Source organism: Flavobacterium daejeonense DSM 17708, from assembly GCF_000425425.1.
In the GTDB taxonomy this organism is placed as follows: domain Bacteria; phylum Bacteroidota; class Bacteroidia; order Flavobacteriales; family Flavobacteriaceae; genus Flavobacterium; species Flavobacterium daejeonense.
The window spans coordinates 12,363-38,338 of the sequence record NZ_AUDK01000016.1 but is presented as its reverse complement, the minus strand read 5'-3'; the positions used below and the strand labels follow the sequence as shown (position 1 = coordinate 38,338).

At 36.1% G+C, this 25,976-nt stretch carries 25 protein-coding genes; 14 read left to right on the top strand and 11 right to left on the bottom strand.

Annotated features, from left to right (window positions below; all coding sequences use genetic code 11):
• Positions 1-2: 2 nt before the first annotated feature.
• Positions 3-806 (bottom strand): glycogen/starch synthase, encoded by an 804-nt coding sequence (locus tag H599_RS0111860; RefSeq protein WP_026714338.1) that lies wholly within the window; start codon positions 804-806, stop codon positions 3-5.
• A gap of 79 nt (positions 807-885) precedes the next feature.
• Here H599_RS0111860 and panC point away from each other — a divergent pair, with 79 nt between their 5' ends.
• The 4 genes from panC (at position 886) to radA (ending at position 4,772) form a co-directional block, all read left to right on the top strand.
• The gene (panC, locus tag H599_RS0111855) at positions 886-1,764 is read left to right on the top strand and encodes a pantoate--beta-alanine ligase (protein WP_026714337.1); all 879 of its coding nucleotides are present in this window, start codon (positions 886-888) and stop codon (positions 1,762-1,764) included.
• Between the two features lie 14 nt (positions 1,765-1,778).
• The gene (panD, locus tag H599_RS0111850; RefSeq protein ID WP_026714336.1) at positions 1,779-2,129 is read left to right on the top strand and encodes an aspartate 1-decarboxylase; all 351 of its coding nucleotides are present in this window, start codon (positions 1,779-1,781) and stop codon (positions 2,127-2,129) included.
• Between the two features lie 133 nt (positions 2,130-2,262).
• Entirely contained in the window at positions 2,263-3,408 is a 1,146-nt protein-coding gene (locus H599_RS0111845; RefSeq protein WP_035141530.1) for an alpha/beta hydrolase, read from the top strand.
• A gap of 2 nt (positions 3,409-3,410) precedes the next feature.
• Positions 3,411-4,772 carry a DNA repair protein RadA gene (radA, locus tag H599_RS0111840; protein ID WP_026714334.1) on the top strand — a complete coding sequence of 454 codons (1,362 nt, stop codon included), beginning with the start codon at positions 3,411-3,413 and terminating at the stop codon, positions 4,770-4,772.
• A 67-nt stretch (positions 4,773-4,839) separates the two neighbouring features.
• Here the strand turns inward: radA and H599_RS19605 are convergent, their stop codons facing one another.
• Genes H599_RS19605 through H599_RS0111825 form a run of 3 tightly spaced genes read right to left on the bottom strand, consistent with a single transcriptional unit; the run spans position 4,840 to position 9,151 of the window.
• Positions 4,840-7,251 (bottom strand): M28 family peptidase, encoded by a 2,412-nt coding sequence (locus H599_RS19605; protein ID WP_081810554.1) that lies wholly within the window; start codon positions 7,249-7,251, stop codon positions 4,840-4,842.
• A gap of 20 nt (positions 7,252-7,271) precedes the next feature.
• A complete protein-coding gene (locus tag H599_RS0111830; RefSeq protein WP_026714333.1) occupies positions 7,272-7,619 on the bottom strand; it encodes a hypothetical protein in 348 nt (115 codons plus the stop codon).
• A 2-nt stretch (positions 7,620-7,621) separates the two neighbouring features.
• Positions 7,622-9,151: a carbon-nitrogen hydrolase family protein gene (locus H599_RS0111825; protein ID WP_026714332.1), complete on the bottom strand. Its 1,530-nt coding sequence runs from the start codon at positions 9,149-9,151 to the stop codon at positions 7,622-7,624.
• A 228-nt stretch (positions 9,152-9,379) separates the two neighbouring features.
• Here H599_RS0111825 and H599_RS0111815 point away from each other — a divergent pair, with 228 nt between their 5' ends.
• Complete coding sequence (locus tag H599_RS0111815) at positions 9,380-9,715, top strand: single-stranded DNA-binding protein (RefSeq protein ID WP_026714331.1); 336 nt, start codon at positions 9,380-9,382, stop codon at positions 9,713-9,715.
• 72 nt (positions 9,716-9,787) lie between these two features.
• On the opposite strand, the gene H599_RS0111810 is transcribed toward H599_RS0111815, so the two are convergent.
• The 6 genes from H599_RS0111810 to metG form a co-directional block, all read right to left on the bottom strand.
• Positions 9,788-9,973 carry a hypothetical protein gene (locus H599_RS0111810; RefSeq protein WP_026714330.1) on the bottom strand — a complete coding sequence of 62 codons (186 nt, stop codon included), beginning with the start codon at positions 9,971-9,973 and terminating at the stop codon, positions 9,788-9,790.
• Between the two features lie 79 nt (positions 9,974-10,052).
• On the bottom strand, positions 10,053-10,571 hold the full coding sequence (locus H599_RS0111805; protein WP_026714329.1) for a ferritin: 519 nt from the start codon (positions 10,569-10,571) through the stop codon (positions 10,053-10,055).
• A 116-nt stretch (positions 10,572-10,687) separates the two neighbouring features.
• Complete coding sequence (locus H599_RS0111800) at positions 10,688-11,374, bottom strand: HAD family hydrolase (RefSeq protein WP_026714328.1); 687 nt, start codon at positions 11,372-11,374, stop codon at positions 10,688-10,690.
• Between the two features lie 4 nt (positions 11,375-11,378).
• On the bottom strand, positions 11,379-12,251 hold the full coding sequence (locus tag H599_RS0111795; protein ID WP_026714327.1) for a DMT family transporter: 873 nt from the start codon (positions 12,249-12,251) through the stop codon (positions 11,379-11,381).
• A 101-nt stretch (positions 12,252-12,352) separates the two neighbouring features.
• Positions 12,353-13,876 (bottom strand): hypothetical protein, encoded by a 1,524-nt coding sequence (locus tag H599_RS0111790; protein WP_026714326.1) that lies wholly within the window; start codon positions 13,874-13,876, stop codon positions 12,353-12,355.
• Between the two features lie 165 nt (positions 13,877-14,041).
• A complete protein-coding gene (metG, locus tag H599_RS0111785; RefSeq protein ID WP_026714325.1) occupies positions 14,042-16,114 on the bottom strand; it encodes a methionine--tRNA ligase in 2,073 nt (690 codons plus the stop codon).
• Positions 16,115-16,367: 253 nt separating this feature from the next.
• Between metG and H599_RS0111780 the strand changes: the two genes are divergently transcribed.
• From H599_RS0111780 to proC, 9 genes are all read left to right on the top strand, one after another.
• Entirely contained in the window at positions 16,368-16,877 is a 510-nt protein-coding gene (locus tag H599_RS0111780; protein ID WP_245600516.1) for a phosphoethanolamine transferase domain-containing protein, read from the top strand.
• A gap of 66 nt (positions 16,878-16,943) precedes the next feature.
• The gene (locus H599_RS21020) at positions 16,944-17,114 is read left to right on the top strand and encodes a hypothetical protein (protein WP_169736899.1); all 171 of its coding nucleotides are present in this window, start codon (positions 16,944-16,946) and stop codon (positions 17,112-17,114) included.
• A gap of 103 nt (positions 17,115-17,217) precedes the next feature.
• Positions 17,218-17,769: a DMP19 family protein gene (locus tag H599_RS0111770; RefSeq protein WP_026714323.1), complete on the top strand. Its 552-nt coding sequence runs from the start codon at positions 17,218-17,220 to the stop codon at positions 17,767-17,769.
• A gap of 352 nt (positions 17,770-18,121) precedes the next feature.
• Entirely contained in the window at positions 18,122-19,393 is a 1,272-nt protein-coding gene (gene serS / locus H599_RS0111765; RefSeq protein WP_026714322.1) for a serine--tRNA ligase, read from the top strand.
• Positions 19,394-19,493: 100 nt separating this feature from the next.
• The gene (locus H599_RS0111760; protein WP_026714321.1) at positions 19,494-21,272 is read left to right on the top strand and encodes a tetratricopeptide repeat protein; all 1,779 of its coding nucleotides are present in this window, start codon (positions 19,494-19,496) and stop codon (positions 21,270-21,272) included.
• A gap of 67 nt (positions 21,273-21,339) precedes the next feature.
• On the top strand, positions 21,340-21,651 hold the full coding sequence (locus H599_RS0111755; protein ID WP_026714320.1) for a DUF4286 family protein: 312 nt from the start codon (positions 21,340-21,342) through the stop codon (positions 21,649-21,651).
• Positions 21,652-21,718: 67 nt separating this feature from the next.
• Entirely contained in the window at positions 21,719-22,498 is a 780-nt protein-coding gene (gene rsmA / locus H599_RS0111750) for a 16S rRNA (adenine(1518)-N(6)/adenine(1519)-N(6))-dimethyltransferase RsmA (RefSeq protein WP_026714319.1), read from the top strand.
• On the top strand, positions 22,488-23,837 hold the full coding sequence (gene mgtE / locus H599_RS0111745) for a magnesium transporter (protein ID WP_026714318.1): 1,350 nt from the start codon (positions 22,488-22,490) through the stop codon (positions 23,835-23,837). Before rsmA ends, mgtE begins: the two co-directional genes overlap by 11 nt.
• A gap of 12 nt (positions 23,838-23,849) precedes the next feature.
• Entirely contained in the window at positions 23,850-24,629 is a 780-nt protein-coding gene (gene proC, locus H599_RS0111740) for a pyrroline-5-carboxylate reductase (protein WP_026714317.1), read from the top strand.
• Between the two features lie 152 nt (positions 24,630-24,781).
• Here proC and H599_RS19600 read toward each other — a convergent pair whose 3' ends face one another.
• On the bottom strand, positions 24,782-25,822 hold the full coding sequence (locus H599_RS19600) for a glycoside hydrolase family 43 protein (protein ID WP_035141524.1): 1,041 nt from the start codon (positions 25,820-25,822) through the stop codon (positions 24,782-24,784).
• Between the last annotated feature and the right edge of the window lie 154 nt (positions 25,823-25,976).

Below are 25,976 nucleotides of genomic sequence, written 5' to 3'. Positions count from 1 at the left end.
GGTTAAAGCATTTCTTTGTAAAAATTGCTGTACGCATCAGCGAAAGCATCTTTAGGGACGTAAGGTAAAAAAGGTTTACCGGAAGTTTCAATAAATTTTGTTAAACTTGAACTAAGATTTGATGAAGCCACAATTACCGCATCCGAATGCATGACCGTTGCCTTAATAATATTCTCATAATCAGGAGTCGAAAGCATATCAACCGCTTCCTGAGGCACGCCATCCATTTTAACTTTATTAATCATTTCAATATCCAAAGTCCCGTCAAAAGACTGTCCGTAAACCGAAGTCACAATTTTTGTATCGGAAAACAAAGCTTCATTTTTATAAAAATGCTTCATATACACCGGCAACATCGCTGCCATCCAACCGTGAACGTGGATAATATCAGGAACCCAGTTTAATTTTTTTACCGTTTCAACGACACCTTTTGCAAAAAAGATAGCCCGCTCGTCATTATCCGGATATAATTTTCCGTCCTCATCAGCAAATGTGGCTTTTCTTTTAAAATATTCGTCATTATCAATAAAATATACCTGAATTCTTTCTTTTGGAATAGATGCTACCTTAATAATCAATGGCATATCTAAGTCATTTACTACCAAATTCATTCCGGAAAGACGAATAACTTCGTGTAATTGGTGTCTTCTTTCATTAATATTACCATATCTCGGCATAAAAATTCGAATTTGCCCCCCCTGATCATTGACCATTTTAGGCACATCATAAGACATTAAAGAAACCTCATTTTCAGCCAAATACGGCACCACTTCAGATGATACATATAATATCCTCTTATCTTTCATATTGTAATTTAGTTAGTTATGTTGGTAATAAAAACCATGCAAAATTACAAAATTTTATGCAGTTATTAACTAATATATTATGTTTGCACTCAATTTTAATAAAACGATCATGCCTATTTTCTATGGAAAAGCAACTTTGACCGAATTTTTAAATTCTGTTAAAACGTCAAATTCCACTATTGGTTTTGTTCCTACAATGGGTGCCTTACATCAGGGACACCTTTCCTTAATGCAACAATCACTAGCAGAAAACCAACATACTGTAGTGAGTATTTTTGTCAATCCTACTCAGTTTAACAATCCGGAAGACCTGGAAAAATACCCAAGAACTCTGGAAGCAGACACTCAAAAAATAGCTTCTTTAGATCCAAACATTATTGTTTATGCACCATCCGTCGAAGACATTTACGAAGGCAATGTCACTTCACAGGATTTTGATTTTGACGGATTGGAAAACCAAATGGAAGGCAAGTTCAGACCCGGACATTTTAACGGTGTAGGAACTATTGTAAAACGTTTATTTGAAATTGTAACTCCAACGAATGCTTATTTTGGAGAAAAAGATTTTCAGCAATTACAAATTGTCAAAAAAATGGTTCACAAAAACCATTTGAAAGTCAATATCATCGGTTGTCCTATTTTTAGAGAAGCCAACGGACTCGCCATGAGCTCCCGAAACGAACGTCTTTCGGCAACCGAAAGAGAACAGGCTGCGGTGATTTATAAAACACTGACAGAAGCCAAAAAAAAATTCAAAACCCAAACCTGCGAGGAAGTAAAACAATGGGTTGAAAAAGCTTTCAAAACAAACGAAATGCTTGATTTAGAATACTTTGAAATTGCCGAAGAAGAAACACTAATCCCTTGTGAAGCAAAATTAAAAGATAAAAATTATCGCGCATTTATTGCCGTATTTGTTAATAATATCCGTTTAATTGATACCATTTCATTAAAATAATTTACTTTTGCACCATGCAAATTCAAGTTTTAAAATCGAAAATTCATCGGGTAAAAGTAACAGGAGCCGATTTAAATTACATTGGCAGTATTACCATCGATGAAACCTTATTAGATGCCTCTAATATCATTGAAGGAGAAAAAGTTTCTATTGTTAACATCAACAACGGAGAACGTTTTGACACTTATGCCATAAAAGGAGAAAGAAATTCCGGCGAAATCACACTTAACGGTCCGGCAGCCAGAAAAGTACAGCGTGATGACATTATCATCATTATTTCGTATGCTTCAATGGACTTTGAAGAAGCCAAAACTTTCAAACCATGGATTATTTTTCCAAATGAAAAAAACAATTCATTAACATAAATGAAAATTCAAAAAAATTAATTTCGAAGCGTTTCCAAAAGAAACGCTTCTTGTTTTTATAGTCTTTATTTTACTTTCATCAAAAATTAGTATCTTGCTGTACCGATTGCATTCCAACCTAAATCTCCAAATTATGAAGCAAGCTCTACTTTTATTCTTTCTTACGATTTCATTATTTGCACAACAAAAAACCGAATTGATCAAATCGACCAAACTGGCTGAAACCCGTGAAATTCTCGTGAGCCTCCCTCCTTCTTACGAAACAAACCCTGCCAAAAGATATCCCGTTTTATTATTATTGGACGGTGATTATTTAATGAATCCGTTTCAGGGCGCACTGGATTATGGTGAATATTGGGACGATTTGCCGGAAATTATCATCATCGGCATCAAACAAAAAAACAGCCGCATGAGCGATTGCGGCATCGATGAAGTTGAAGGAATGCCAACCAAAAGATCGGCAGCATTTTATAATTTTATTGGAGAAGAACTAATGCCTTTTGTCGAAAAAAAATACCGCACAGCTCCTTTCCGAATCATTGCCGGACACGACACCACTGCCGGATTTTTAAATTTCTTTTTGTATAAAGAAAATCCGTTTTTCAACGCTTATATTTCCTTAAGTCCGGAACTCGCCCCTGGAATGAGCAATCAGATTACCACCACTTTGACCAATACCAAAAAAAATCTGTTTTACTATCAGTCTTCTGCTGACGGCGATATTAAACAATTGCGGCAACCCATTGAAGAATTGGACGGCAATATCAAAGCGGCGGCAACCAACAATCCTTTAATCAATTATCAATACGACAAATTCAACAATGCTTCGCATTATTCGTTAGTTCTATTTTCCATTCCGAACGCTTTGTATCAGATTTTCGACAGCTACAAACCGATTTCTTCTACCGAATTCACCGAAAAAATCGCTGTTTTACCTTCAGGATACGTGGATTATTTGACTAAAAAATACGACAACACTACAGAAAAACTAGGTTTACAGGTTCCCATCCGAATTAATGATTTCAAAGCCATCGAAGCTGCCATTTTAAAAAACAAAGCCTACGACGAATTGGAAAAACTAGCACAATTAGCCAATAAAAATTATCCAAAAACCATGCTCGCCGATTACGAACTGGGGTTGATGTATGAAAAAACAGGCGATGCCAAAAAAGCCGCCCAAAAATACCAACGCGCTTCACAATTGGAAGAAATTGGCAATTTGACCAAAGAAATGATGTACAACAAGTACGATGATATGAAAAGTTTAACCGTTAAATAATAATGTCGAAAGTTAAAACCTCTTTTTTCTGCCAGAGTTGCGGAACTTCTTATGCTAAATGGCAAGGGCAATGCAACGCCTGCAAAGAATGGAATACCATTGCCGAAGAAATTATTCAAAAACAGGATAAAGTTGCCTGGAAAAGCGAACCTACACCTAGCAGCAGAGCGCCAAAGCCTTTAAAAATCAACGAAATCGATTCGACTCAGGAAATCCGTATGGATACTACGGATGCCGAATTGAATCGCGTGTTGGGAGGCGGAATTGTTCCCGGCTCCCTGACACTTTTAGGCGGTGAACCGGGAATTGGAAAAAGTACGCTTTTGCTTCAAATTTCCTTAAAATTACCTTATAAAACCTTATATGTTTCGGGTGAAGAAAGTCAGAAGCAAATAAAAATGCGTGCCGAAAGGATTACGCCAAGTAGCGATAATTGCTACATTCTGACGGAAACCAAAACCCAAAATATCTTCAAACAAATTGAAGCTATCGAACCTGAAATCGTAATAATCGATTCGATTCAAACCCTGCATACCGATTATATTGAATCGACAGCGGGAAGTATTTCTCAAATTAGAGAAACTACTGCCGAACTGATTAAGTTTGCCAAAGAAACTAATATTCCTGTGATTTTAATTGGTCATATTACCAAAGACGGCAACATTGCTGGTCCAAAGATTTTGGAACATATGGTCGATACGGTTTTACAATTTGAAGGCGATCGAAATCATGTGTACCGTATTTTACGTTCACTCAAAAATCGTTTTGGTTCTACCTCCGAAATTGGTATTTACGAAATGCTGGGCAGTGGTTTACGCGAAGTTTCTAATCCTTCCGAAATATTAATTTCGCATAAAGATGAAGAATTATCAGGAACTGCTATCGCAACCACTCTCGAAGGCATGCGCCCGCTGATGATCGAAATCCAATCGTTGGTAAGTACAGCTGTTTACGGAACACCACAACGCAGCACCACAGGTTACAATGCCAAAAGGCTGAACATGATTCTTGCTGTTTTAGAAAAAAGAGCTGGTTTCCGACTGGGAGCCAAAGACGTTTTCCTGAACATCACGGGAGGAATTACGGTTGATGATCCCGCTATCGATTTGGCTGTCGTAGCTGCAATTTTATCTTCCAATGAAGACATCCCGGTGGACAAAGGTTTCTGTTTTGCCGGCGAAGTTGGACTTTCAGGCGAAATCCGTCCGGTGAACCGTGTAGACCAGCGCATTCAGGAAGCCGAAAAACTGGGATTCTCGACCATTTTCGTATCTAAATACAATAAAATTGCTTTAAAAAATACCGGAATCAAAATTGAATTGGTTGCTAAAATAGAAGATGTAGCAAGTATGCTTTTTGGGTAAAACTTATTTTTAAAAACAAACCCGACAGTCCCGAAGCTTCGGGATAAAAGCTGTCGGGTTTAAAATTTTATTTAGCCGTATCTTTTGCAATTTCGAAGTCGGGCGTTGCTTCAACTTTAACCGGTTTCACAAATCTGGCTTTAGGAACAACAACCGGAACCGTATCCCTAATCACTCTCGGACTCGGACGGATTGTTTTTTTAATCGCTATAGCATCATTCAGCACAAAAGGTGTTGGCATCATCCAATCGGCTCTTTTGCGAAGGTGAAACATTGGATTTTGTAACAAATCAAAGGAACTTTCCAACAAAGTCATATCCATAACAGTTGCCGCATTGATATTAAACTCTAAAACCAAAGGATCATTGTTCACCACATAATAACTCAACAACCGCTTTCCTTCTCTTTCGTAAATTTTTCCTTTTTGCTCTAAATGAGATACGCCATTCGCTTTGATATTGTACAAATCCATTTTTTCATTGGCAAAAATATCATAGCGATTTACTTTCCGATTGGGTGAAATTCGAATCTTCAAATAACGCTGATTATCAGCAATACTATCGGTTAAAAAATCAATTGCAGGTTGCGGAATATTTTTCAAAGGCGCTTTGGCAGCAAAGGTAAATCCGGAATCGTATTTACTAAAAAGCGGAATCGCCTCAAGCCCCTTGGGTTTTTGCGGATTTTCACCCAAATAGGTTTTTGTCCAAACATCTAAATTTTTATCATACGTCAGCCATTGTGCAGCACTAGCATCGGCGTCAAACAGATAAACCAAACTATTCGATTTTGCTTTTCCTTTTTCATAATCAGATTCGGCATTTGCTTTGATAAAAAATCCAATAGCAACTAAAAGAAACAAAACCGACCAGCTTCCTTTTTGAACAAAATTCCCAAAAACCGGCAACAGCAATCCAAAACAAAGTGCCGTAAGTATGGCACTTCCGAACAAAATTTTCAATCCCAATCCTATAGGAAACATTTGGATAAAAGGAGCAATAATCAACAAAGCCGGGATACAAAAAATCAGGTTAAGTATCGGACTGTATTTTTGCGTAAGAATATAAAATCCGAAAGTAAAAATTCCAAAATAAAACGGAATAATTAAAAAACCAGCGCCTTTTAAGCCAAAGGCAATTCCGAAATTTAAAAGCAACCACACCAATAATGGCGCTACAAAATCATTGGCACTGATTTTATTGGGAGCAAAAAAGCGATAAAATGCAAAGCAAACAGCCAGACTTAACAACACAAAAGCAGCAATATAATCGTGTCCGTTATAAGTAAAACCATTAAGTAAATCCTGGTATTGCGGATAAATTTGCAACACTAATTTCCAACCTAAAAAGGTAATCAAACCGGAAGCAAATAACGAACCCAAAAACGGAACAAAACCCGAAAGCATTTTTGGGACAGTCAAAATTCTTTTGGCTATTCCTAAAAAGATAAAAAACAAAAACAACACAAAAGCAATCAGCAACATTGGAATCACCCAACTAAAGGGATAACTGATAAAGCTGAAAGGAATGGAAAAATAAACATCGTCTTCGGCTGTCTTCAGGCTATCCAAATTGACATTCGAAAAATAATGCAATAAAGGCATTAAATAAGAACCCTGATGCGCTAAGGAGTTAACGTCTAAATGCTGCACATCGTCCTGCGCGGTATGATAATTATAATGTCCGTCAATAAAAGCAAAATTAAAACCGGGAATTCCGCCCTGTTCTCTGAAAACAGTCAAATCGGTATCATTAGGCAGCATTTTGTAAATACTGTACATTAAAGAATTAGATACTGTAAAATTCGGATTCGCTTCCGCAAAATGTTTCACCATCGCCGCATTTCCATCTGTGGTTTCCATCAGCATATAACTAGGTCCGGAAGTTCCCCGGGCTTCAAAATTCAGCACCAATCCTACTTCTTTAGCCCAGTGATGCTGGGTTACAAAAAGAGCCGCTCCGTTCAAACCTAATTCTTCCGCATCAGAAAACAGAATGATAATATCGTTTTTATGAGGGGTTTTGGCATACAAAAAAGCGCGCACACTTTCTAAAATAGTAGCCACTCCGGTGGCATCATCACTGGCTCCTTTGGAAGCCGAATGCGGTGCACTGTCATAATGCGAAAGCAACAACAGCGCTTTGCCTTTTTGATTTCCTTTGATTCGGGCAATAACATTATGGGATTTGGTTAAATTCCCCCAATCAGTCAAGGTATAACCATCCTGATAACTGACTTCGAGACCTAATTTAGTCAGTTCATATCGCAAATAATTAGCCACCTGATTGTGATAATTGGAGCCCACATAATGCGGCTGCTGACTGATTTTTTTTATGTGTACCAAAGCTCTTTTGGTCGAAAACTCAGCAAGTGGCTTCGTATCATTAACGGTCCATCTTGGCATGATGCTGAGATAAACGAAAGCGAGAACGGCCGAAAAAAACAGCACATAAACTATGGATGAGAGATCTTTTTTCATTCTAGGCAGATTGGGATTTTTTAGTTGTCTTTTTTGACAAGGATATACATATCATTTTCTAATAACATATAACCCTGATCATACAGAAAATAGTATGTATTTCCTGTTTTTGTTTTTAAAATATTGGTAAAAAAATCAAAATCGAAACCTTTACTTAATAATTTGGTCCGACTTGTTTTTGATTTTCCGCCCGTGTTCAGTTCGCTGAGAATGCGATAATTTTTACGCAATTTATTATTAATGTTGCGCATAATATTATTGCTGTCTTTATTCATCTTGTTATTATAGGCATTGCGACAACCATCGCTGCAAAACTTTTTGTCTTCGCGGCCTACTATTTTTTCACCACATTCTAAACAGTTTTTCATAACTAACTTTTTAGTTTTTTGATTCGGTACAAATCATGACGACGGTCCTTCATTATATTAACACTTCCGTGTTCGTGTAATTCTTTGAGTAAATCCAAATCGACATCCACAATTAAGGTCATTTCGGTATTGGGAGTCGTTTCGGCCTTAATTCCATTACTTGGAAAGGCAAAATCAGACGGAGTAAACACAGCCGATTGCGCAAATTGAATATCCATATTATTTACTTTTGGTAAATTCCCCACACAGCCGGCAATAGCCACATAACATTCATTTTCTATGGCTCTGGCCTGTGCACAATGTTTCACTCTGGTGAAGGCATTTTGCGTATCAGTCAGGAAAGGAACAAACAAGATATTCATCCCTTCGTCGGCCATCAATCGGGAAAGTTCCGGAAATTCGACATCGTAACAAATGATAACTCCAATTTTTCCACAATCGGTATCAAAGGTTTGAATGGAATTTCCTCCTGTTATCCCCCAATGAAATACCTCATTTGGTGTAATATGAATTTTGGTATAAGTTTCATAAGTCCCATCTCTTCTGCATAAAAAACCACTATTATAAAGCACTCCGTCAACCAAAGTAGGCATGCTTCCTGTGATAATATTAATGTTGTACGAAATTGCCAATTCCTGAAATCTTTTTCGAATAGGTTCCGAATATTTGGCTAATTCTCTTATAGCATCAGCCTCAGACAAATGATTATAATCGGCCATTAACGGCGCAATAAACAATTCCGGAAAAACAGCAAAATCACTTCCGTAACCCGAAACGGCATCGATGAAAAATTCGGCTTGTTCAAACAATGCTTCCAAGTTGTTCAACGAACGCATTTGCCATTGTATCAATCCTAATCGGATAACGCTTTTGGTCGTATTAATAATTTGCGGACTTTCATCATAATAAATGTTATTCCATTCTAACAAAACGGCAAATTGCTTGGATTTTCGGTCTCCTTCCAAATAATTGCGCATCACACGCATCACGTGAAACTCATTACTCAATTGAAAAGACAACACCGGATCGTGAATTTCTTTGCGTTTTACTTTATCAATATAAGCTTTTGGTGTCAGTTCGTTAGCATATTTCCCGTAGTTCGGAATTCGTCCCGCAAAAACAATGGATTTTAAATTCAGCTGTTCGCAAATTTCTTTTCGGGCATCATACAATCGGCGTCCTAAACGCAAACCGCGGTATTTTGGCACCACAAAAACATCAATTCCGTACAAGACTTCCCCCTTTGAAGTATGGGTCGAAAAAGTATAATCTCCGGTAATTTTAGCATAATCATGGTTTTGATCTACCAAATCTTCCGGTACAATAAGTGATAAAGCAGCCCCCACCACAATATCATCTACTAAAATAACCAATTGTCCTTCGGGGAATATTTTGAGTAATTTTTTAATATCCGATTCTCTCCAATAATCGTCAACCATTTCAGGATAGGATTCAATCATTGACGCTTTTAAATCTTTATAATCCTGAATTTTCAGATTGCGTAACTCGACTTTATTAATTTCTGATTTCATAAAATATCTTGATTTACTGCAAGATACAAAAAAATATCCGTTTACAAACGTTTACAAATATTTACAACCGAAAGTAAGTAGCTAATAACCGAATAAAGCCTGACAACCGGTGCAACTTTGTACTGTCGAAAAGAAACAACATTGTCAATTTCAATTTCAATTTCAATGACAATAGCAATAGCAATAGCAATAGCAATAAAAAATATTAACAATTAAATTTTACACGCCATGAATGCATTAAGAAACAAAGTACAGTTAATCGGTCATTTAGGAAATGAGCCAGAAATTAAAAACTTCGACGGTGGAAAAAAATTAGCCAATTTTACCTTAGCCACTAATGAAAGTTATAAAAACGACAAAGGTGAAAAAGTAGAAGAAACCCAATGGCATCGCTTAGTAGCCTGGGGAAAAACTGCCGAAATTATTGAAAAATATGTAACCAAAGGCAGAGAAATTGCCATTGAAGGCAAACTAACGCATCGCAGTTATGAAGACAAAAACGGTGAAAAACGCTATGTAACGGAAGTGGTGGTTTCTGATTTACTTTTGTTAGGAAAACCGTAATTTTTTTAACCACTGTGTTATTAAACAGAAAACCCATCTCATTTTTAAAACGAGATGGGTTTTAATATTTATTTAGGCTACTTTTTGAATCAAATCGTACATTGGGCAACGCTTGCAACGTTTACTTTCCGATTTTTTGAACTTTTCACAACAGGAAGATTTACAATTTTCTACCTTCTTAATAACAACAAGAGCTTCTTTTTTCTGTTTGTCTTTCTTCTTCTTTTTCTTGTCCTTTTCCTTTTCTTTTTTGCCCATCTTGCTACCAGTTTAAAACTGAAGCAAATATAAATCAAAAAATATTATTTTTATATATTCTAAATAAATTTTAACGTTTTTATTTCGGATTTATTGCAACCGAACTCATTACCGAGATTTGTTGAATATCGCGATCAAATAAATACAAACCTCCTTTGTCATCCCCAATCAGGTTGATTTTATCCAAAATGGTTTTTGCGGTAGCTTCTTCTTCAATTTGTTCCGAAACGTACCATTGCAGGAAGTTGTGCGTTGCATAATCTTTTTCCGAAAACGTAATATGCACCAATTCGTTAATTGAATTTGACACAAAAACTTCGTGTTCGTACAAAGCTTCAAACATTTCTTTAAAAGTGGTATAAGTCGTTTTAGGCGCTTTCAAATCGGTAATTTGAGCATGTCCGCCACGCTCGTTTACATATTTAATCAATTTAAGCATATGAGCGCGTTCTTCATCGGACTGTGCATACATAAATTGTGAAATCCCTTCCAATCCATGTACTTCAGCCCAGCAAGCCATTGACAAATAGGTTTGAGAAGATTCGGCTTCAATTCGAATTTGATTATTTAAGGCAGTTTCTATATTTTTTGATAACATAAATTCTCTTTTTTATTAGTTAGACTCCGAGTAAAGTTAAAGAAAATAATACAATTCTCCATAAACTAAATTGTAACTCATTTGATAAAAACCAAAAATCACCTAAAGCAACTTGATTAAGAGATAATTTTCAAAACCTCCTTTATATTTTCAAAAGCACTAAAATTTTTATGTTTGATTTCATGGTCAATTTTCTCGTGTGCCCAGGTAGTATGAAACGGAACGTGAGCCGCATGACCGCCAATATTTAAAACCGGCAAGACATCCGATTTTAAAGAATTCCCAATCATATAAAATTCCTCCGGCTTAATTTCCAAACGCTTAATTAAATCCAGATAATCCTGCTCCTGCTTATCCGACATTACTTCGATATGATGAAAATATTTCCCTAAACCGGAATTATGCAGTTTTCTTCTTTGGTCTAACAAATCACCTTTAGTCGCCACAACCAATTTATATTTTCCATATAAAGCTTCCAAAGTTTCTTCCACGCCATCCAAAAGCACAATAGGTTTTTCCAATAATTCCTTACCGTACTGAATAATTTTTTCAATTACACTAACCGGAATCGTATTATCCGAAATCGTCATCGCGGCCTCAATCATCGAAAGAATATAGGCTTTGATTCCGTATCCGTAAATTTTCAAATTGGCAATTTCAATCCGGAAAAGTTCCTGAGAAAGCCCCTGATGTGAAAGGTAATCACTCATTAATTCGCAAAACTTCTCTTCTGTTTCTAAAAAGTAAGTTTCATTTACAAATAAGGTATCATCGGCATCGAAAGCAATAACTTTAAAAGACATAATTTTATGATTTTATCAAAACAGATTTATTGTAAAAAGTAATTCGGATACCTAAAAGTAAAAAAACAGCACCCAAAATCCTATCCCAACTCATGGTTTCTCCTAAAAAAAACCAAGCCAGAAAAGTGGCCAGCACTGCCTGTCCTAACAAACTCAGCGAAACTCGGGTAGCCCGTAAATACTGTGTAGCATAACTTATCAGCAACCAGGCCATTAATTGACAAACGGCTCCCTGAACAAACAAAACCAACCAGGCCGTATTAGAAAAACCCGTAAAATTTTCTCCGGAAAAGCCGCAAACAATAGCCAAAAACATACTGGACGATATTAAAACAATACTCAAAAAGGAAAGTACATCCGCTTTTTCCAATATATTTTTACTAATCAAAATATAAGTTGCATATAACATTCCCGACAGCAAAGCCAATACAAAAGCCAAATCAAAATTGAGTTCACTAAAAGTTTCAAATCCTACCAAAACAATCATTCCCAAAAGCGCAACAGCCGTTCCCAACCAAAAATTGACCCCAGGCTTATTTTTCAAAAAAAAGAAAGAACCAATTCCTACCCAAACCGGAGAGAGATTCGCCAATAAAGTCGCCTGAGTAGCACTCGATTTTTGAATGGCGATGTTCCAAATGGCAATATCAGTAGCGAAAATAATTCCGCAAACACAGGAAAGCAACAATAATTTGGTTGAAGGCAATCGGAATTTCTTTGAAAGAAAAACATACGGTAACAATAAAAGAGCTGCAATAAACATGCGATAAAAGGCCGAAATCAGCCCGCCGGTTAAATGCAGTCGCACCAAAATTGGAAAGATAGAAATACATAATATTCCTGCCACCAGTGCTAATTTAGATTTCGCATTATTCATTTGCCAAAAATAACAATTGCCGCAATATAAACTGCGGCAATTAATTATTCTTTAATCAAATTTTAAGCTATTTATATAAAACAATTCAAACAAAAATCGTACTAATTTTCAAACTCTACGATGTTATATTTTTTATCAGAATCATCAAGATATGACAAATAAAACTTATTATTATGTCGGTAAATATTTTTAAGATTTAATCTAAATCCTAAATGTTTATACTTTTTTATGACATTTTCTTCATCGTGAATTTTATCAAAAATATTTTTTTCAATTTCTCCTTCAAGATGATTGAAACTGTCATCAAACAGGCAATCTATCCTCGTTGATTTTGTATAGGAATAACCATTATAAGCTGTCATAACGGGATTAAATGATGCAGTCAACATCATCCCTCCCATTGGGATTCCCCCCATTGGAATTCCTCCCATTGGCATCATCCCAAAACCACCGCCTCCTTTTCTTTCAATATATCCCCCAATTGTAATTTGTTTAATGTTATTTTTATTAACGAAAGCAATAATTCCGAGTTTTCCATTGCTTACTTTTCTTAAAAATTTAGAAGTTTTTTCAAGTTCTCTCACTCTTTTATTGTCTTTATACCACATCGAAGTATTTTCCTGAATGATAGGTCCATTTTTAAAAGAAATAGTGTCATTAGCTTCTGAAATGTATAGTTGCTTAAGTAGTTTATTATCATTGAAATTTTTTGCGGTGAGTTTTAATTCTTTTGAAGAACATATTGCCTGATATAAAACACCATTATTATACAATGAATTATGAGAAAATGTATTATAAGAAGCAGAATCATATACTAAATCTAATGAAGGTTTTTCAAAAACAATTTCTTTTTTTGAAAAATCAGTTGTATTAATACTTATTATACATGTTTTATCATCTTGATTATCAAATGTAAAAATGAGTTCATTGCCAAGCTGATATAACTTTACTTTTTCTGATGTTGACTCGATGGCACCAGGACTGTTGAGGTCAATTTTTGTAAGTGAACCGTTGTTTCCCCAAGAATTTGAAGTTAATAATTTATAAGGAGTATGATTTACAGTAATGCCATTTAAATTGCTCTCATAGGTAGCAGATTTAAAATCGACAGCATGCTTTACTAATTGTTTTTGCTTGGTAAACTCATAAAAATTAACATTATCTGATTTTTTATCAGCTGTCATTAAATAGAAAACGTCATTTTGAGTAATTCCTTCTACATATTTTTCATCTTCTAATTTAAAATCTAATGGAAATTGAGCAACAGCAGCTGACTTAAAATTAAATTCAATGTAGCCAAACTTTTTATCAGTATTGTTTTTAAAAAAAATATAATAAGTATCACTCTGAATACTATAACCAATAAATGTTTTAAATTTTCGATCTAATTTCTCTCCTTCTAACACTCCTATTTGTTTAAAATCTTCATTTAATAATGACAAAATTGTTTTATCATTATCTTCTATCAACAAAACTAAATCTTTAGTTTTAGCATTAGACACAGCAACTGATTCCTTATCACTATAGAAATCGCTCGAATACGGAACAGCCAAAGAAGCTACCTCTTTTTGAGCTTTAACAGTCAAACCCACTAATAAAATGAAACCAAGTAAAAGTCTTTTCATAGTAATTATTTTTCGAACGAAATATAAGATATTTTTGTCAAGTCATATATTTTTTCCAATATTTTTTTGAAACGACAACTACAAAAAAAGCCATCTTTGTAGACAGCCATTTTTATATAACACTATATTGAAATTAGAATTGAAACAATTCCAATTTTAAAGCAACTAATTAATAGTCTCTCCGTTCCCAACACCTTCAGCATCCGGATTAACGAAAACTAATTTTCCTTCGGCATTATTAGTCATCAAAATCATTCCCTGACTTTCTACTCCACGTAAAGCTCTTGGAGCCAAATTTGCTAAAACAGTTACTCTTTTTCCAATAATATCTTCCGGTTTGAAACTCTCGGCAATACCTGAAACTATCGTGCGAACGTCAATTCCGGTATCAACTTTCAATACCAATAATTTATTGGCTTTTGGCATTTTTTCAGCTTCAATGATTGTCCCAACTCGTAAATCCATTTTAGCAAAATCCTCATATTGGATTAAGTCTTTTTGAGTCCCGATAGCTATCGGGGCTGCTTTTTTGTTTTCAGCCTGATTAGCAGTTTTAGTAGCTTCCAATTTGTCTATTTGTTTTTGGATTTCTTCGTCTTCAATTTTAGCAAATAATAATTCGGCTTCTCCAATTTGGTGACCGGCTGGTAATAAATTCCAATCTTCAAATTCCAAATTCCAATTGTTGATTTTGATGTTTAACATTTTCAACAATTTCTTAGAAGTAAACGGAAGGAAAGGCTCGCACAGTGTACTCAAAGCAGCGGCAATTTGCAAAGCCACATACATTTGGGTTTTAGTGCGTTCCGGATCAGTCTTAATCATTTTCCAAGGCTCTTCGTCAGCCAGATATTTATTTCCTAAACGGGCTGCATTCATCATTTCGCCTAAAGCTTCACGGAATCGGTAACGCTCAATCGAGCTTGAAATCACCGCCGGATAAGCCTGTAATTCGGCTAAGGTTTGCTCATCCACCTCGGTCAATTCATTAGGTGCAGGAACAATTCCGTTGTAATATTTGTTCGTTAACACCACCACACGATTGATGAAATTTCCAAAAATGGCTACCAATTCATTGTTATTTCTCGCCTGAAAATCTTTCCAGGTAAAATCATTGTCCTTAGTTTCCGGAGCATTCGATGTTAAAGCATAACGCAATACATCCTGTTGATTAGGGAATTCTTCCAAGTATTCGTGCAGCCAAACCGCCCAGTTTTTAGAAGTCGATAATTTATTTCCTTCCAAATTCAGGAACTCATTTGCAGGCACATTATCCGGCAAAATATAACTTCCCTCAGCCTTTAACATCGCCGGGAAAATTACGCAGTGAAAAACAATATTGTCTTTTCCAATAAAGTGAACCAACTTAGTGCTTTCATTTTTCCAATACGGCTCCCATTCTTTTCCTTCTCTGGCTGCCCATTCTTTGGTTGACGAAATGTATCCAATTGGCGCATCAAACCACACATATAATTTCTTTCCTTCGGCACCTTCAACCGGAACATCAATTCCCCAGTCTAAGTCACGGGTTACTGCACGAGGTTCCAATCCACCGTCAATCCACGATTTTACCTGACCGTACACATTCGGTTTCCAGTCGTTTTTATGACCTTCCAAAATCCATTCTCTCAAAAAAGCATCGTAACGGTCTAATGGTAAAAACCAGTGTTTTGTTGATTTCAAAACCGGAGTTTCTCCTGTAATGGTCGATTTTGGATTAATCAAATCGGTAGCATTCAAAGTCGAACCACACTTTTCGCATTGGTCGCCATAAGCTTCTTCATTACCACATTTTGGACAAGTTCCTGTTACAAAACGATCGGCCAAAAACTGATTCGCTTTGGCATCATACAATTGCTCTGTTACTTCTTCAATAAAATCACCATTGTCATATAGTTTTCTAAAATACTCTGAAGCGGTTTCATGATGAATTTTAGCAGAAGTTCTCGAATAATTATCAAATGCAATCCCAAAATCGGCAAAAGATTTACGAATTATTCCGTCGTATTTGTCAATTACTTCCTGCGGAGTGATGCCTTCTTTTTTGGCTTTCATAGAAATGGCAACTCCGTGTTCGTCGCTTCCGCATACAAACAACACATCGCGATTTTGCAAACGCAGGTAACGCGAATAAATGTCGGCAGGAACATAAACTCCCGCCAAATGCCCAATATGAATAGGCCCGTTAGTATAAGGCAAAGCCGCCGTAATGGTATATCTTTCTGGATTTTGTATCATGATTCAATTTTATTGCGTGCAAAAATAAGCAATCCAATTTTATTTGGAGCAATTTAACTTCGTTGAATCTTCGATGTCCCGCTATCCGTTACAAATATATTCACTGAACTCCGCTGTAAATAAAAGTTAGGTAAAGTAATCTTTTGTGCCGAACACCGGCACAAAAAGATTTTTACTGCTATCGGGACTAGGGATTAAAAAATCGAACACGAATGTTTTGCAAGAGTGTTTTTCTTACAATAAATTACTATATTTGAAAAGCTTTAAAAAACTAATTACAATGAAAACTGAATTCAAAGAAGTACAAAAATTTACTCAATGGTGGCTGTGGCTACTTTTAATTGTACTAGCATTAATTCCTGTTTATGGAATTTACAAACAAATAATCCAGGGAGAAGCTTTTGGCGGCAAGCCCATTTCTGATTCGGGATTGATTACTGCTGTAATAGTAATGTTTGCAATTCTGGTTTTATTTAGATTTTCAAAATTGAAAACACAAGTCAACAAAATCGAAATACAAATAAAATTCATCCCTTTTATTACTAAAAAAATAGAATGGAAAGAAGTGAAATCTGCTCAGGTAATTAGCTATGGATTTGTTGGCTATGGAATTCGATTATTTACAAAATATGGAACAGTGTATAATACAAAAGGAAACATAGGGCTTGCTCTTGAGTTAAAAAATGGAAAAAAATTATTAGTTGGCACTCAAAAAAAAGAGGATCTAACTAAAGTAATTGAGGAAATTTATCGTGATAGATAAAGAGGATTTTTAATTCAGTACTTAGTATTAGTTTGGGTATATTTACATTATATAAAATTCTAAACCATGCCAAAAGGACCTGAAAAAGACGGTAAAAACAAGGCTTTACACACTAAATTACTCAACCGTAAAAAAGAGAAAATACAGGAAGAAAAAAGAGAAAGAGCCATTCGTTTGAAAGCTATAGTAACTAAAATGAATCAACAAAAGAACAACAACAATTCATCACCTGAATAAATTTGCGGTTAGACAACATAGCCGCTTCAAAAAAATCAGCGGTAATCCGAGTAATCTGTGGTAAAAAAACCGAAATTTGCAGTCCATTTATAAAAACAAACTCATGGAATTCGGAAGTATTTTAATCTCAGAAACGGCAGCCAACAGCAAAAACCCTCAGGATGTAATCAATTCCAACATTTCGATTGTTAACCTGATGCGTGAGGAAAAAATCGATGATGAAAACATTCACGAAGACGCTTTAATGAGTTATTATCTGGATTATTATACTTCGCAATATACTCAGGGTAACTTTGCACAGTTTGTTTACAATTCAGGTTGGGACAAAGAGTTGAACGAACTTATAGAAGAAGGCTTGCAGTTAATTGGCGCCGAAAAACATTTGGAATTGTTTCGAACCCAATCTAAAAAAGTCAGTTTGATGAGTAGTGTTAAATTGGCTAAATTTCTAAAGGGAAAACTGGAAGGGGTAAATCCAATCAGAGACGCTTTAAACAACGACGCATTTTTTAGTCCCGAAATTTCAGGAGAAGAAAACCTGGTTGCTTTGAACGCTGCTTTTTTAAAATCCCATCCCGATACCCAAATACTGCCTGTAGAAGAAATATTTACTATTTTGGAAGAACTTGCCGGAAGGGAAATTAAAAGAGAGTAGCAATTTTACAAAGATTCACGATTTTTTTGAAAATTAAATCAGTGAATATCGGTTTGAATCAGTATAATCCGTGGGCTAACTTTAAATACTTTGCGAATCTTTGTGTCGCTTTAGCGTCCCTTTGTGAAATAGTTTTTATTACACAAAGATTCACTAAAGCGACACAAAGACACACTAAGAATTTCAGAGATAAACTTAGCGAATCTCCGTGTTCACTTTGTGTTGCTTTGCGAAATAACTTTTTGTAGTGTCATCATATCATTTTTCCTTAAAACTTTGTCTTATAAGTCTCAAACATTTCCTTAAATTTGCTACCGTTAATTAGAAATAGAATAGTTATAAAAATCCAACTATGTTACAAATTGCATTTATTAGAGAAAATCAGGAAAAAGTAATCCAAGCTTTGGCTAAAAGAAATTTGGATGCCAAAACAGTTGTGGAAGAAGTGGTAGAACTTGATGAGCGTCGTCGTGCTACGCAGGTAGAGTTAGACAACATTCTGGCTGAATCTAATAAATTGTCCAAAGATATTGGCGAATTGATGAAAGCGGGTGAAAAATCAAAAGCAGCCATCTTAAAAGAAAAAACAGTAAGTAATAAAGAAAAGAGCAAAGCACTTGCTGAAACTGCCGAAGCCATTGCCGCTGAATTAACCGAAAAACTATATACTTTACCGAACCTTCCTGCCGATATTGTTCCGGAAGGAAAAACACCTGAAGAAAATTTAAACGTTTTTGAAGCGGGAGAAGTGCCTGTTTTACATGAAGGCGCACAGCCACACTGGGAATTGGTAAAGAAATACGACATCATTGATTTCGAATTAGGAAATAAAATCACCGGGGCCGGTTTTCCGGTTTATAAAGGAAAAGGAGCCCGTTTGCAACGTGCTTTAATTAATTATTTTTTAGACAAAAACACAGCTGCAGGCTACAATGAAGTTCAGGTGCCACATTTAGTAAACGAAGCTTCTGGTTACGGAACAGGACAATTGCCGGATAAAGAAGGCCAAATGTACCACGACAAAACGGATGATTTGTATTTGATCCCAACGGCTGAGGTTCCTGTAACTAATTTATTTAGAGATGTAATCCTGAGCGAAAATGAATTGCCAATTTTAACTACGGCTTATACACCATGTTTCCGTCGTGAGGCAGGTTCTTACGGCGCTCACGTACGTGGATTGAACCGTTTGCACCAATTTGATAAAGTGGAAATTGTGCGTGTCGAGCATCCTGAAAAGTCTTACGAGGCTTTAGACGGCATGGTAGAACACGTAAAAGGAATTTTGGACGAACTAAAATTACCTTATCGTATTTTGCGTCTTTGCGGTGGCGACATGGGATTTACTTCGGCATTGACTTACGATTTTGAAGTATTCTCAACAGCACAAGATCGTTGGTTAGAGATTTCTTCGGTTTCTAACTTTGAAACTTTTCAGGCGAATCGTTTGAAATTGCGTTTCAAAGGCAAGGACGGGAAAAATCAATTGGCCCACACCTTAAACGGAAGTTCATTAGCATTACCACGTGTCTTAGCCGGAATTATTGAAAACTACCAAACTCCGGAAGGAATTGTAATTCCAGAGGTTTTACGCTCTTACTGTGGTTTTGATATTATCAACTAATTTTAGTTCTCTTTACCGCAAATTCGCAAATTATTTTTTAAGTTTAATAAAAATAAAATTTGCGAATTTGCGGTAAACTATTTTTGAAATAAATCGAATAATGAAAAAACTCTTTCTACATATCGCCTTGTTTTTTTCATTGATTTGTTTCTCTCAAAACGAACAATTAGCAGAGTATTACTACGACAAAGGTGATTTTGAAAAAGCTAAAATCGGCTATGAGGAATTGTTAGAAAACATTCCCCAAAACACCCAATATTTTCTGAGAACCATTGATTGTTACCAACAATTACAGCAATTTGATCTGGCCGAAAAAGCCATTCAAAACCGACTAACCAAATACAATCAGGGCAGCCTTTTAGTCGAATTAGGCTATAATTGCCAGTTGCAAAAAAACGACAGCAAAGCCCAGAATTATTATGAACAAGCTATAGAACGCATTCGCAAAAACCCGAATGAAGTATACGGAATTGCAAATTCTTTTGAGCGAAAAGTACAATTAGAATTTGCCTTAAAGGCTTATCAAACGGCCACTGAAATCCAACCCAATTTTAACTTTAATTACCAACAAGGGCTGATTTACGGACAACTGGGCAATTTCGACAAAATGATTAGTACTTTTTTGGACGAAGCTTATGCGAATCCTCATAACTCGATTGTAATCCAAAATCAATTATCCCGTTTCATGACCGATGAAGCCGACAATTCCTTTAGCGACGCTTTACGAAAAGCCTTGATTTTAAAAGTTCAAAAAAGTCAGGATTTGTTTTGGAATCGCTATTTAAGTTGGTTTTATGTCCAACAAAAAGAATTTTCCAAAGCTTTTATTCAGGAAAAAGCCATATACAAGCGCAATCCGGAATCACTGGCTGGCATTTTAAACTTAGCTAATTTGGCTATTGAAGAAGAAAATCAGGAAGTGGCCGGAGAAATTCTGAATTTCATCCTTGAAAACACTAAAGATTTAGGACTATTGGTTCAGGCGCATACCTATTTGATACAAATCAAAATCGACAAAGCCACCGACAAAGATTACGCTGCTATCAACGGCGAAATAGAAGCTTTACTGAAAGAATTTGAAATAAGTCCTTTTACCTTATCTTTGCAGCTGATTCAGGCGCATTTTGTGACTTTTCATTTAAAAAAACCGGAGCAGGGAAAAGAAATTATAAAGAGAGCTTTGGATTTGCAATTGAACAGCTACGAAGTGGCAAAAGCCAAAATGGAACTGGCTGATATTTTCCTTTTCGAAGAAAAATTTAATCAGGCGTTGTTGTATTATTCACAAATTGAAATGGATTTGAAGAATGATGCTGTAGCACACGAAGCCAGTTTGAAAGCAGCTAAAACGAGTTATTTCAAAGGTGATTTTGACTGGGCTTTAAAACAATTTAAAGAATTAAAATCGGCTAACACGCAGTTGATAGCCAATGATGCGCTGGAATATTTTTTATTGATCAACGACAACACCGTTGCCGATTCGACACAAACGGCTTTAAAAGCATTTGCCAAAGGCGATTATTTGTTATATCAAAACCGAAATCAGGAAGCCATTGCACAGTTTCAATTAGTTTTAAAAAACTTTAAAGGAAGCGAAATCGAAGCGGTAACTCAGTTACGACTGGGAAAAGTTTACGAAAAAACCGGCGAATTTAATTTGGCTTTAAGCCAATACCAAGCCATAATTGACCATCATAGTGACGGTATTTATATCGACGAAGCACTGTTCTTTTCGGCAGAAATTTACAGTAAAAAATTAAACGAGCCCGAAAAGGCAAAACCACTCTATGAGAAAATAATATTCAATCACCAGGATAGTATTTATTTTGTAGAAGCCCGAAAAAAATTCCGGGAATTAAGAGGCGATAAAAACTTATAAAAAGTTTAATCGGTTAATCGTTGATTCGATTAAGCGGCTAAACAAATCAACGATTAAACAATAGAGAATGATAATTTACAACGTAACTACCAATATACACGAAAGCGTTCACGACCAATGGATAATCTGGATGCAACACAAACACATTCCGGAAATGCTCGCAACCGGCAAATTCACTAATGCCAAACTGGTTCGTGTTTTAGTTGAAGAAGAAATGGGCGGCGTGACGTATTCGGCTCAGTTTACTACCGACAGTCTGGCTACTTTAGAAAAATTCTATCAGGAAAACGAAGCTGTTTTTCAGGCAGAAGGACAAAAACTTTTTGGTGAAAAAATGCTCACTTTCAAGACGGAATTACAGCTAATTTCAGAACACTAAAACTAGTATTCAGAATGCAAATTAAGAAAACAGCTTCTTTCTGTTTTCGTATAAAAAAGCAACAAACATGGATAAAGTAAAAGCCAAAAAACACCTCGGACAACATTTCTTAAAAGACGAAAGTATAGCAAAAGACATTGCCGACACCTTAAGTCTAAAAGGATATGATGATGTACTGGAAATAGGTCCGGGAATGGGCGTTTTGACTAAATATGTATTAGACAAACCCATTAACACCTATGTAATTGAAATTGACACCGAATCGGTGGACTATTTGAATGCTCATTATCCAAAATTACACGGAAAAATCATTTCTAAAGATTTCCTGAAATACAACATTAACGAGGTTTTTGAAAACAAACAATTTGCTATCATTGGTAATTTCCCTTATAACATTTCATCTCAAATTGTTTTCCGGGTTTTAGAATTAAAAGAGCAAATCCCTGAATTTTCGGGTATGTTTCAAAAAGAAGTCGCGGAGCGCATTTGCGAGAAAAAAGGAAGCAAGACTTACGGAATTTTATCCGTATTGGCTCAGGCTTTTTATGATACTGAATATCTATTTACAGTTAGCGAACATGTTTTTAATCCGCCGCCAAAAGTAAAATCAGGAGTAATGCGCATGCGCAGAAAAGAAGATTTTAGTTTGCCTTGTGGCGAAAAATTATTCTTTACGGTAGTTAAAACGGCTTTTCAACAACGCCGCAAAACTTTACGTAACAGTTTAAAAACGCTGAATTTATCGGATAATTTAAGAGAAGATAGTATCTTTGACCTCCGTCCGGAGCAATTGAATGTTGCACAATTTATCGAACTTACTCAAAAAATAGAAGCCGATGGAATTTAAAATCAGTAAAGACTTAATTCTCGAACTAAAACAGCACATTGCAAACAATCGTGACAAGGAACTGGAATCCTTGCTGAATGACATGCACCATGCTGATATAGCCGAGGTTTTGGACGAACTTGATTTTGATGAAGCTACCTATATTTTTAAAGTATTAGACAGTGAACAAACCGCAGAAATTCTTCTGGAACTGGAAGATGATTTGCGTGAAAATATCCTGAGTCGCCTTTCGCCAAAGGAAATTGCCGAAGAGCTGGACGAGTTGGACACCAATGACGCGGCCGACATTATCGCCGAACTTTCTCAGGACATCAAAGCCGAAGTAATCTCGGAACTTCAGGACGTGGAACACGCCAAGGACATTGTGGACTTGTTGCGTTATGACGAAAATACGGCCGGGGGTTTAATGGGAAAAGAGTTGGTAAAAGTAAACGAAAACTGGAATGTTTTGACCTGTGTGAAAGAAATGCGTATTCAGGCCGAAAATATTTCCCGCGTCCATTCGATTTATGTTGTGGATGATGAAAACCGTTTGAAAGGCCGACTTTCACTGAAAGATTTATTAACAACTTCAACAAAAACCCACATTAGTGATGTTTATATCCGAAAATTAAACTGGGTAAAAGTTGACGATAAAGATGTGGAAGTAGCCCGTATCATGCAAAAATACGACTTAGAGGCTATTCCGGTAGTAGACGAATTAGGTCGTCTCGTAGGACGTATTACCATCGATGACATCGTAGACGTGATTAAAGAGGAAGCTGAGAAAGATTACCAATTAGCTGCCGGTATTACGCAGGACGTAGAGACTAATGACAGCGTTTTAGAATTGACCAAAGCGCGTTTGCCTTGGCTTCTTATCGGAATGGTCATCGAATTGATTGCTTCGATTGTTTTAAAAGGAAACGAAGACGCTTTCAGACAATACGAAACCTTAATTATTTTTGTACCCTTACTTTCGGCAACCGCCGGAAACATTGGAGTTCAGGCATCGGCAATCGTAGTTCAGGGATTAGCAAATGGTTCGCTGAAAGAATTTAGTCGTGTTTATTTTAGCAAAGAGGTATCGGTAGCGATGATTTCGGGAACGATTATTTCCCTGCTTTTGCTAGGTTATCATTCGGTTATGTACCAACAATATTTAGTTGGTCTGGCGATTTCCATTTCGATGTTGGTGGTAATTTTATTTGCTGCTACCTTAGGAACATTAGTTCCGCTTTTCCTTCATAAAAACAAAATTGATCCTGCTATTGCAACAGGACCCTTTATAACTACTGCAAATGATATTTTTGGAATTATCCTTTATTTTGCAGTAGCCAAAATGATTTTAGGAATTTAACATAATTTATTAATGAAAGTACATATTATTGGTGGTGGTAACTTAGGTGCTGCCATCGCTCTGGGAATGGCTAAAAATGCCAGCGAACACCAAATTACAGTTACCAGAAGAAATACGGCCAACATTCTTTATTTAGAAAAATTAGGCGTTACCGTTTCTTCAGATAACAAACACAATATTCAGGAAGCGGATGTTATTATTTTAACCATTAAACCGTATCAGGTAGATACCGTTTTAGCTGAAATTTTACCTGTAATTTCAAATAAAACTATCGCTTCGGCTGTAACGGGACTTTCTACGGAAACTTTACAGAAAAAAATTGGCGAAGACCATCAGGCTATTCGTATCATGCCAAATATTGCCGCACAATATGCCGCATCAGCAACCTGTATTACTTTTAATGAAAAACACGCTGCTGAAGGACAAAAATTAGTAACTATTTTTCAGGAATTAGGAACTGCACCGGTTATTGACGAGAAATTAATGGATGCTGCAACGGTTTTAGCTGCCAGCGGAACTGCTTTTGCCTTACGTTACATCAGAGCATCCATGCAGGCAGGAATCGAAATTGGATTTGACTGGAAAACAGCTTTGGCAATCTCCGCCCAAACAGTTAAAGGAGCTGCCGAAATGGTGATGGAAGAACAAATTCATCCGGAACAGTTAATTGACCGTGTAACAACACCTCAGGGCTGTACTATTACGGGATTAAGCGAAATGGAATCGCACGGATTCAGTTCGTCATTAATCCGCGGAATTAAAGCCGCAGTTAAGAAAATTAAAGATATTTAATTGTTCTTAGTAAAAAAAAAACAAAGGCTTTCTGAAATTCAGAAAGCCTTTGTGTTACAATTCATATCTTTGCTGTCTTTCTTTTACCATTTAAAATTAACACAATTAAGCCTTAAACTAACTTAATTGCTTAATGGTAAATCAACAAAAAATTATTTTTTCTTTTTCTTCAAAGCCATTTCATTGTCATCATATTCCTGACCAAAATCAGGCATACCATCTTTAGTCCATTTTAATACTCTGGCTCTTGTATGACGATTCGGATCGGATAAGGCATCCCCTTTAATTTTTTCATAATCACGGGCATGGTAAATCATAATATCGGTTTTACCATCTTCAGCTACGGTAAAACTATTGTGTCCTGGCCCGAAACGTTTGAATTTTTCATTCGTATAAAAAACTGGTTTGTCTAATTTAGTCCAGGATTTTGGATCCAATAAATCCGCTCCTTCTTTAGCCCAAAGCAATCCAATACAATACGTCGCATCGGTAGCACTGGCCGAAAAAGCCAGGAATACTTTGCCGTTTTTAACCAAAACCGCTGGTCCCTCATTTACTTTATACGTATGCATTTCCCAGTCATAATCTGGCTGACTAATAACCACTTGTTTGTCATCAAGTGTAGTAGGACTGGTCATTTTAGCAATATACAAACTGGTATTTACCACTTTTCCGGAACCTCTGTCCACCCAAACCATATAACGCTGTCCGTGCAATTCGAAAGTTGTCGCATCAAGGGAAAAAATATCTCCTTTGGTTACAATTTGTCCTTCTTCTTTCCATTCGCCTTTGGTTGGATCTTCTGAAGGATTGGATAAGGCATATTTGTGAATGCTCCATTTATCTTCGGCAGAACCGGCGGCAAAATAAATGTACCATTTTCCGTCAATTCGGTGCAATTCCGGTGCCCAGATATGATTTCCCATCGGCCCTTTATTGTGCTTACGCCAAATCACCACGGGCTGTGCTGTTTTTATTCCGTTAATCGTTTTAGAACTTCTAATTTCAATTCGGTCGTATTCAGGAGCCGTCGCAATGAAATAATAAGTTCCATTAGCCGCCTTGGTTACAAACGGATCCGCCCGTTGCAACACCAATGGATTATCAAATTGGTTTTTTTTTAATTTTTGAGCCTGTATGCTCACTCCAAAAAGAAGCATACTAATAAAAATACTGAAGCGTGAAAAATTCATGGTTTTATTTATTTTCAATTATAATTACAAAATTCAATTTTTTAAATGTTAAATCAACATTTGCAAAATGTAAATATAATTGATTTCTGGTTTGCTTCTTCTAAAATTTAAAAACTGACAACTAACTTACTAAAAATCAAATTTTTATTTGTAA

What these genes read in the sequence shown, in the direction of transcription:
- proC (WP_026714317.1), top strand. Translation starts at nt 23,850, where the DNA reads ATGAAAGTACATATTATTGGTGGTGGTAACTTAGGTGCTGCCATCGCT.
- H599_RS0111810 (WP_026714330.1), bottom strand. Translation starts at nt 9,973, where the DNA reads ATGGGCAAAAAAGAAAAGGAAAAGGACAAGAAAAAGAAGAAGAAAGAC.
- metG (WP_026714325.1), bottom strand. Translation starts at nt 16,114, where the DNA reads ATGATACAAAATCCAGAAAGATATACCATTACGGCGGCTTTGCCTTAT.
- H599_RS0111825 (WP_026714332.1), bottom strand. Translation starts at nt 9,151, where the DNA reads ATGAAATCAGAAATTAATAAAGTCGAGTTACGCAATCTGAAAATTCAG.
- rsmA (WP_026714319.1), top strand. Translation starts at nt 21,719, where the DNA reads ATGGATAAAGTAAAAGCCAAAAAACACCTCGGACAACATTTCTTAAAA.
- H599_RS19600 (WP_035141524.1), bottom strand. Translation starts at nt 25,822, where the DNA reads ATGAATTTTTCACGCTTCAGTATTTTTATTAGTATGCTTCTTTTTGGA.
- H599_RS0111790 (WP_026714326.1), bottom strand. Translation starts at nt 13,876, where the DNA reads ATGAAAAGACTTTTACTTGGTTTCATTTTATTAGTGGGTTTGACTGTT.
- H599_RS0111795 (WP_026714327.1), bottom strand. Translation starts at nt 12,251, where the DNA reads ATGAATAATGCGAAATCTAAATTAGCACTGGTGGCAGGAATATTATGT.
- H599_RS0111860 (WP_026714338.1), bottom strand. Translation starts at nt 806, where the DNA reads ATGAAAGATAAGAGGATATTATATGTATCATCTGAAGTGGTGCCGTAT.
- H599_RS0111830 (WP_026714333.1), bottom strand. Translation starts at nt 7,619, where the DNA reads ATGAAAAACTGTTTAGAATGTGGTGAAAAAATAGTAGGCCGCGAAGAC.
- radA (WP_026714334.1), top strand. Translation starts at nt 3,411, where the DNA reads ATGTCGAAAGTTAAAACCTCTTTTTTCTGCCAGAGTTGCGGAACTTCT.
- panC (WP_026714337.1), top strand. Translation starts at nt 886, where the DNA reads ATGTTTGCACTCAATTTTAATAAAACGATCATGCCTATTTTCTATGGA.
- serS (WP_026714322.1), top strand. Translation starts at nt 18,122, where the DNA reads ATGTTACAAATTGCATTTATTAGAGAAAATCAGGAAAAAGTAATCCAA.
- mgtE (WP_026714318.1), top strand. Translation starts at nt 22,488, where the DNA reads ATGGAATTTAAAATCAGTAAAGACTTAATTCTCGAACTAAAACAGCAC.
- H599_RS0111845 (WP_035141530.1), top strand. Translation starts at nt 2,263, where the DNA reads ATGAAGCAAGCTCTACTTTTATTCTTTCTTACGATTTCATTATTTGCA.
- H599_RS19605 (WP_081810554.1), bottom strand. Translation starts at nt 7,251, where the DNA reads ATGAAAAAAGATCTCTCATCCATAGTTTATGTGCTGTTTTTTTCGGCC.
- H599_RS0111815 (WP_026714331.1), top strand. Translation starts at nt 9,380, where the DNA reads ATGAATGCATTAAGAAACAAAGTACAGTTAATCGGTCATTTAGGAAAT.
- H599_RS0111755 (WP_026714320.1), top strand. Translation starts at nt 21,340, where the DNA reads ATGATAATTTACAACGTAACTACCAATATACACGAAAGCGTTCACGAC.
- H599_RS0111760 (WP_026714321.1), top strand. Translation starts at nt 19,494, where the DNA reads ATGAAAAAACTCTTTCTACATATCGCCTTGTTTTTTTCATTGATTTGT.
- H599_RS0111800 (WP_026714328.1), bottom strand. Translation starts at nt 11,374, where the DNA reads ATGTCTTTTAAAGTTATTGCTTTCGATGCCGATGATACCTTATTTGTA.
- H599_RS0111770 (WP_026714323.1), top strand. Translation starts at nt 17,218, where the DNA reads ATGGAATTCGGAAGTATTTTAATCTCAGAAACGGCAGCCAACAGCAAA.
- H599_RS21020 (WP_169736899.1), top strand. Translation starts at nt 16,944, where the DNA reads ATGCCAAAAGGACCTGAAAAAGACGGTAAAAACAAGGCTTTACACACT.
- H599_RS0111805 (WP_026714329.1), bottom strand. Translation starts at nt 10,571, where the DNA reads ATGTTATCAAAAAATATAGAAACTGCCTTAAATAATCAAATTCGAATT.
- panD (WP_026714336.1), top strand. Translation starts at nt 1,779, where the DNA reads ATGCAAATTCAAGTTTTAAAATCGAAAATTCATCGGGTAAAAGTAACA.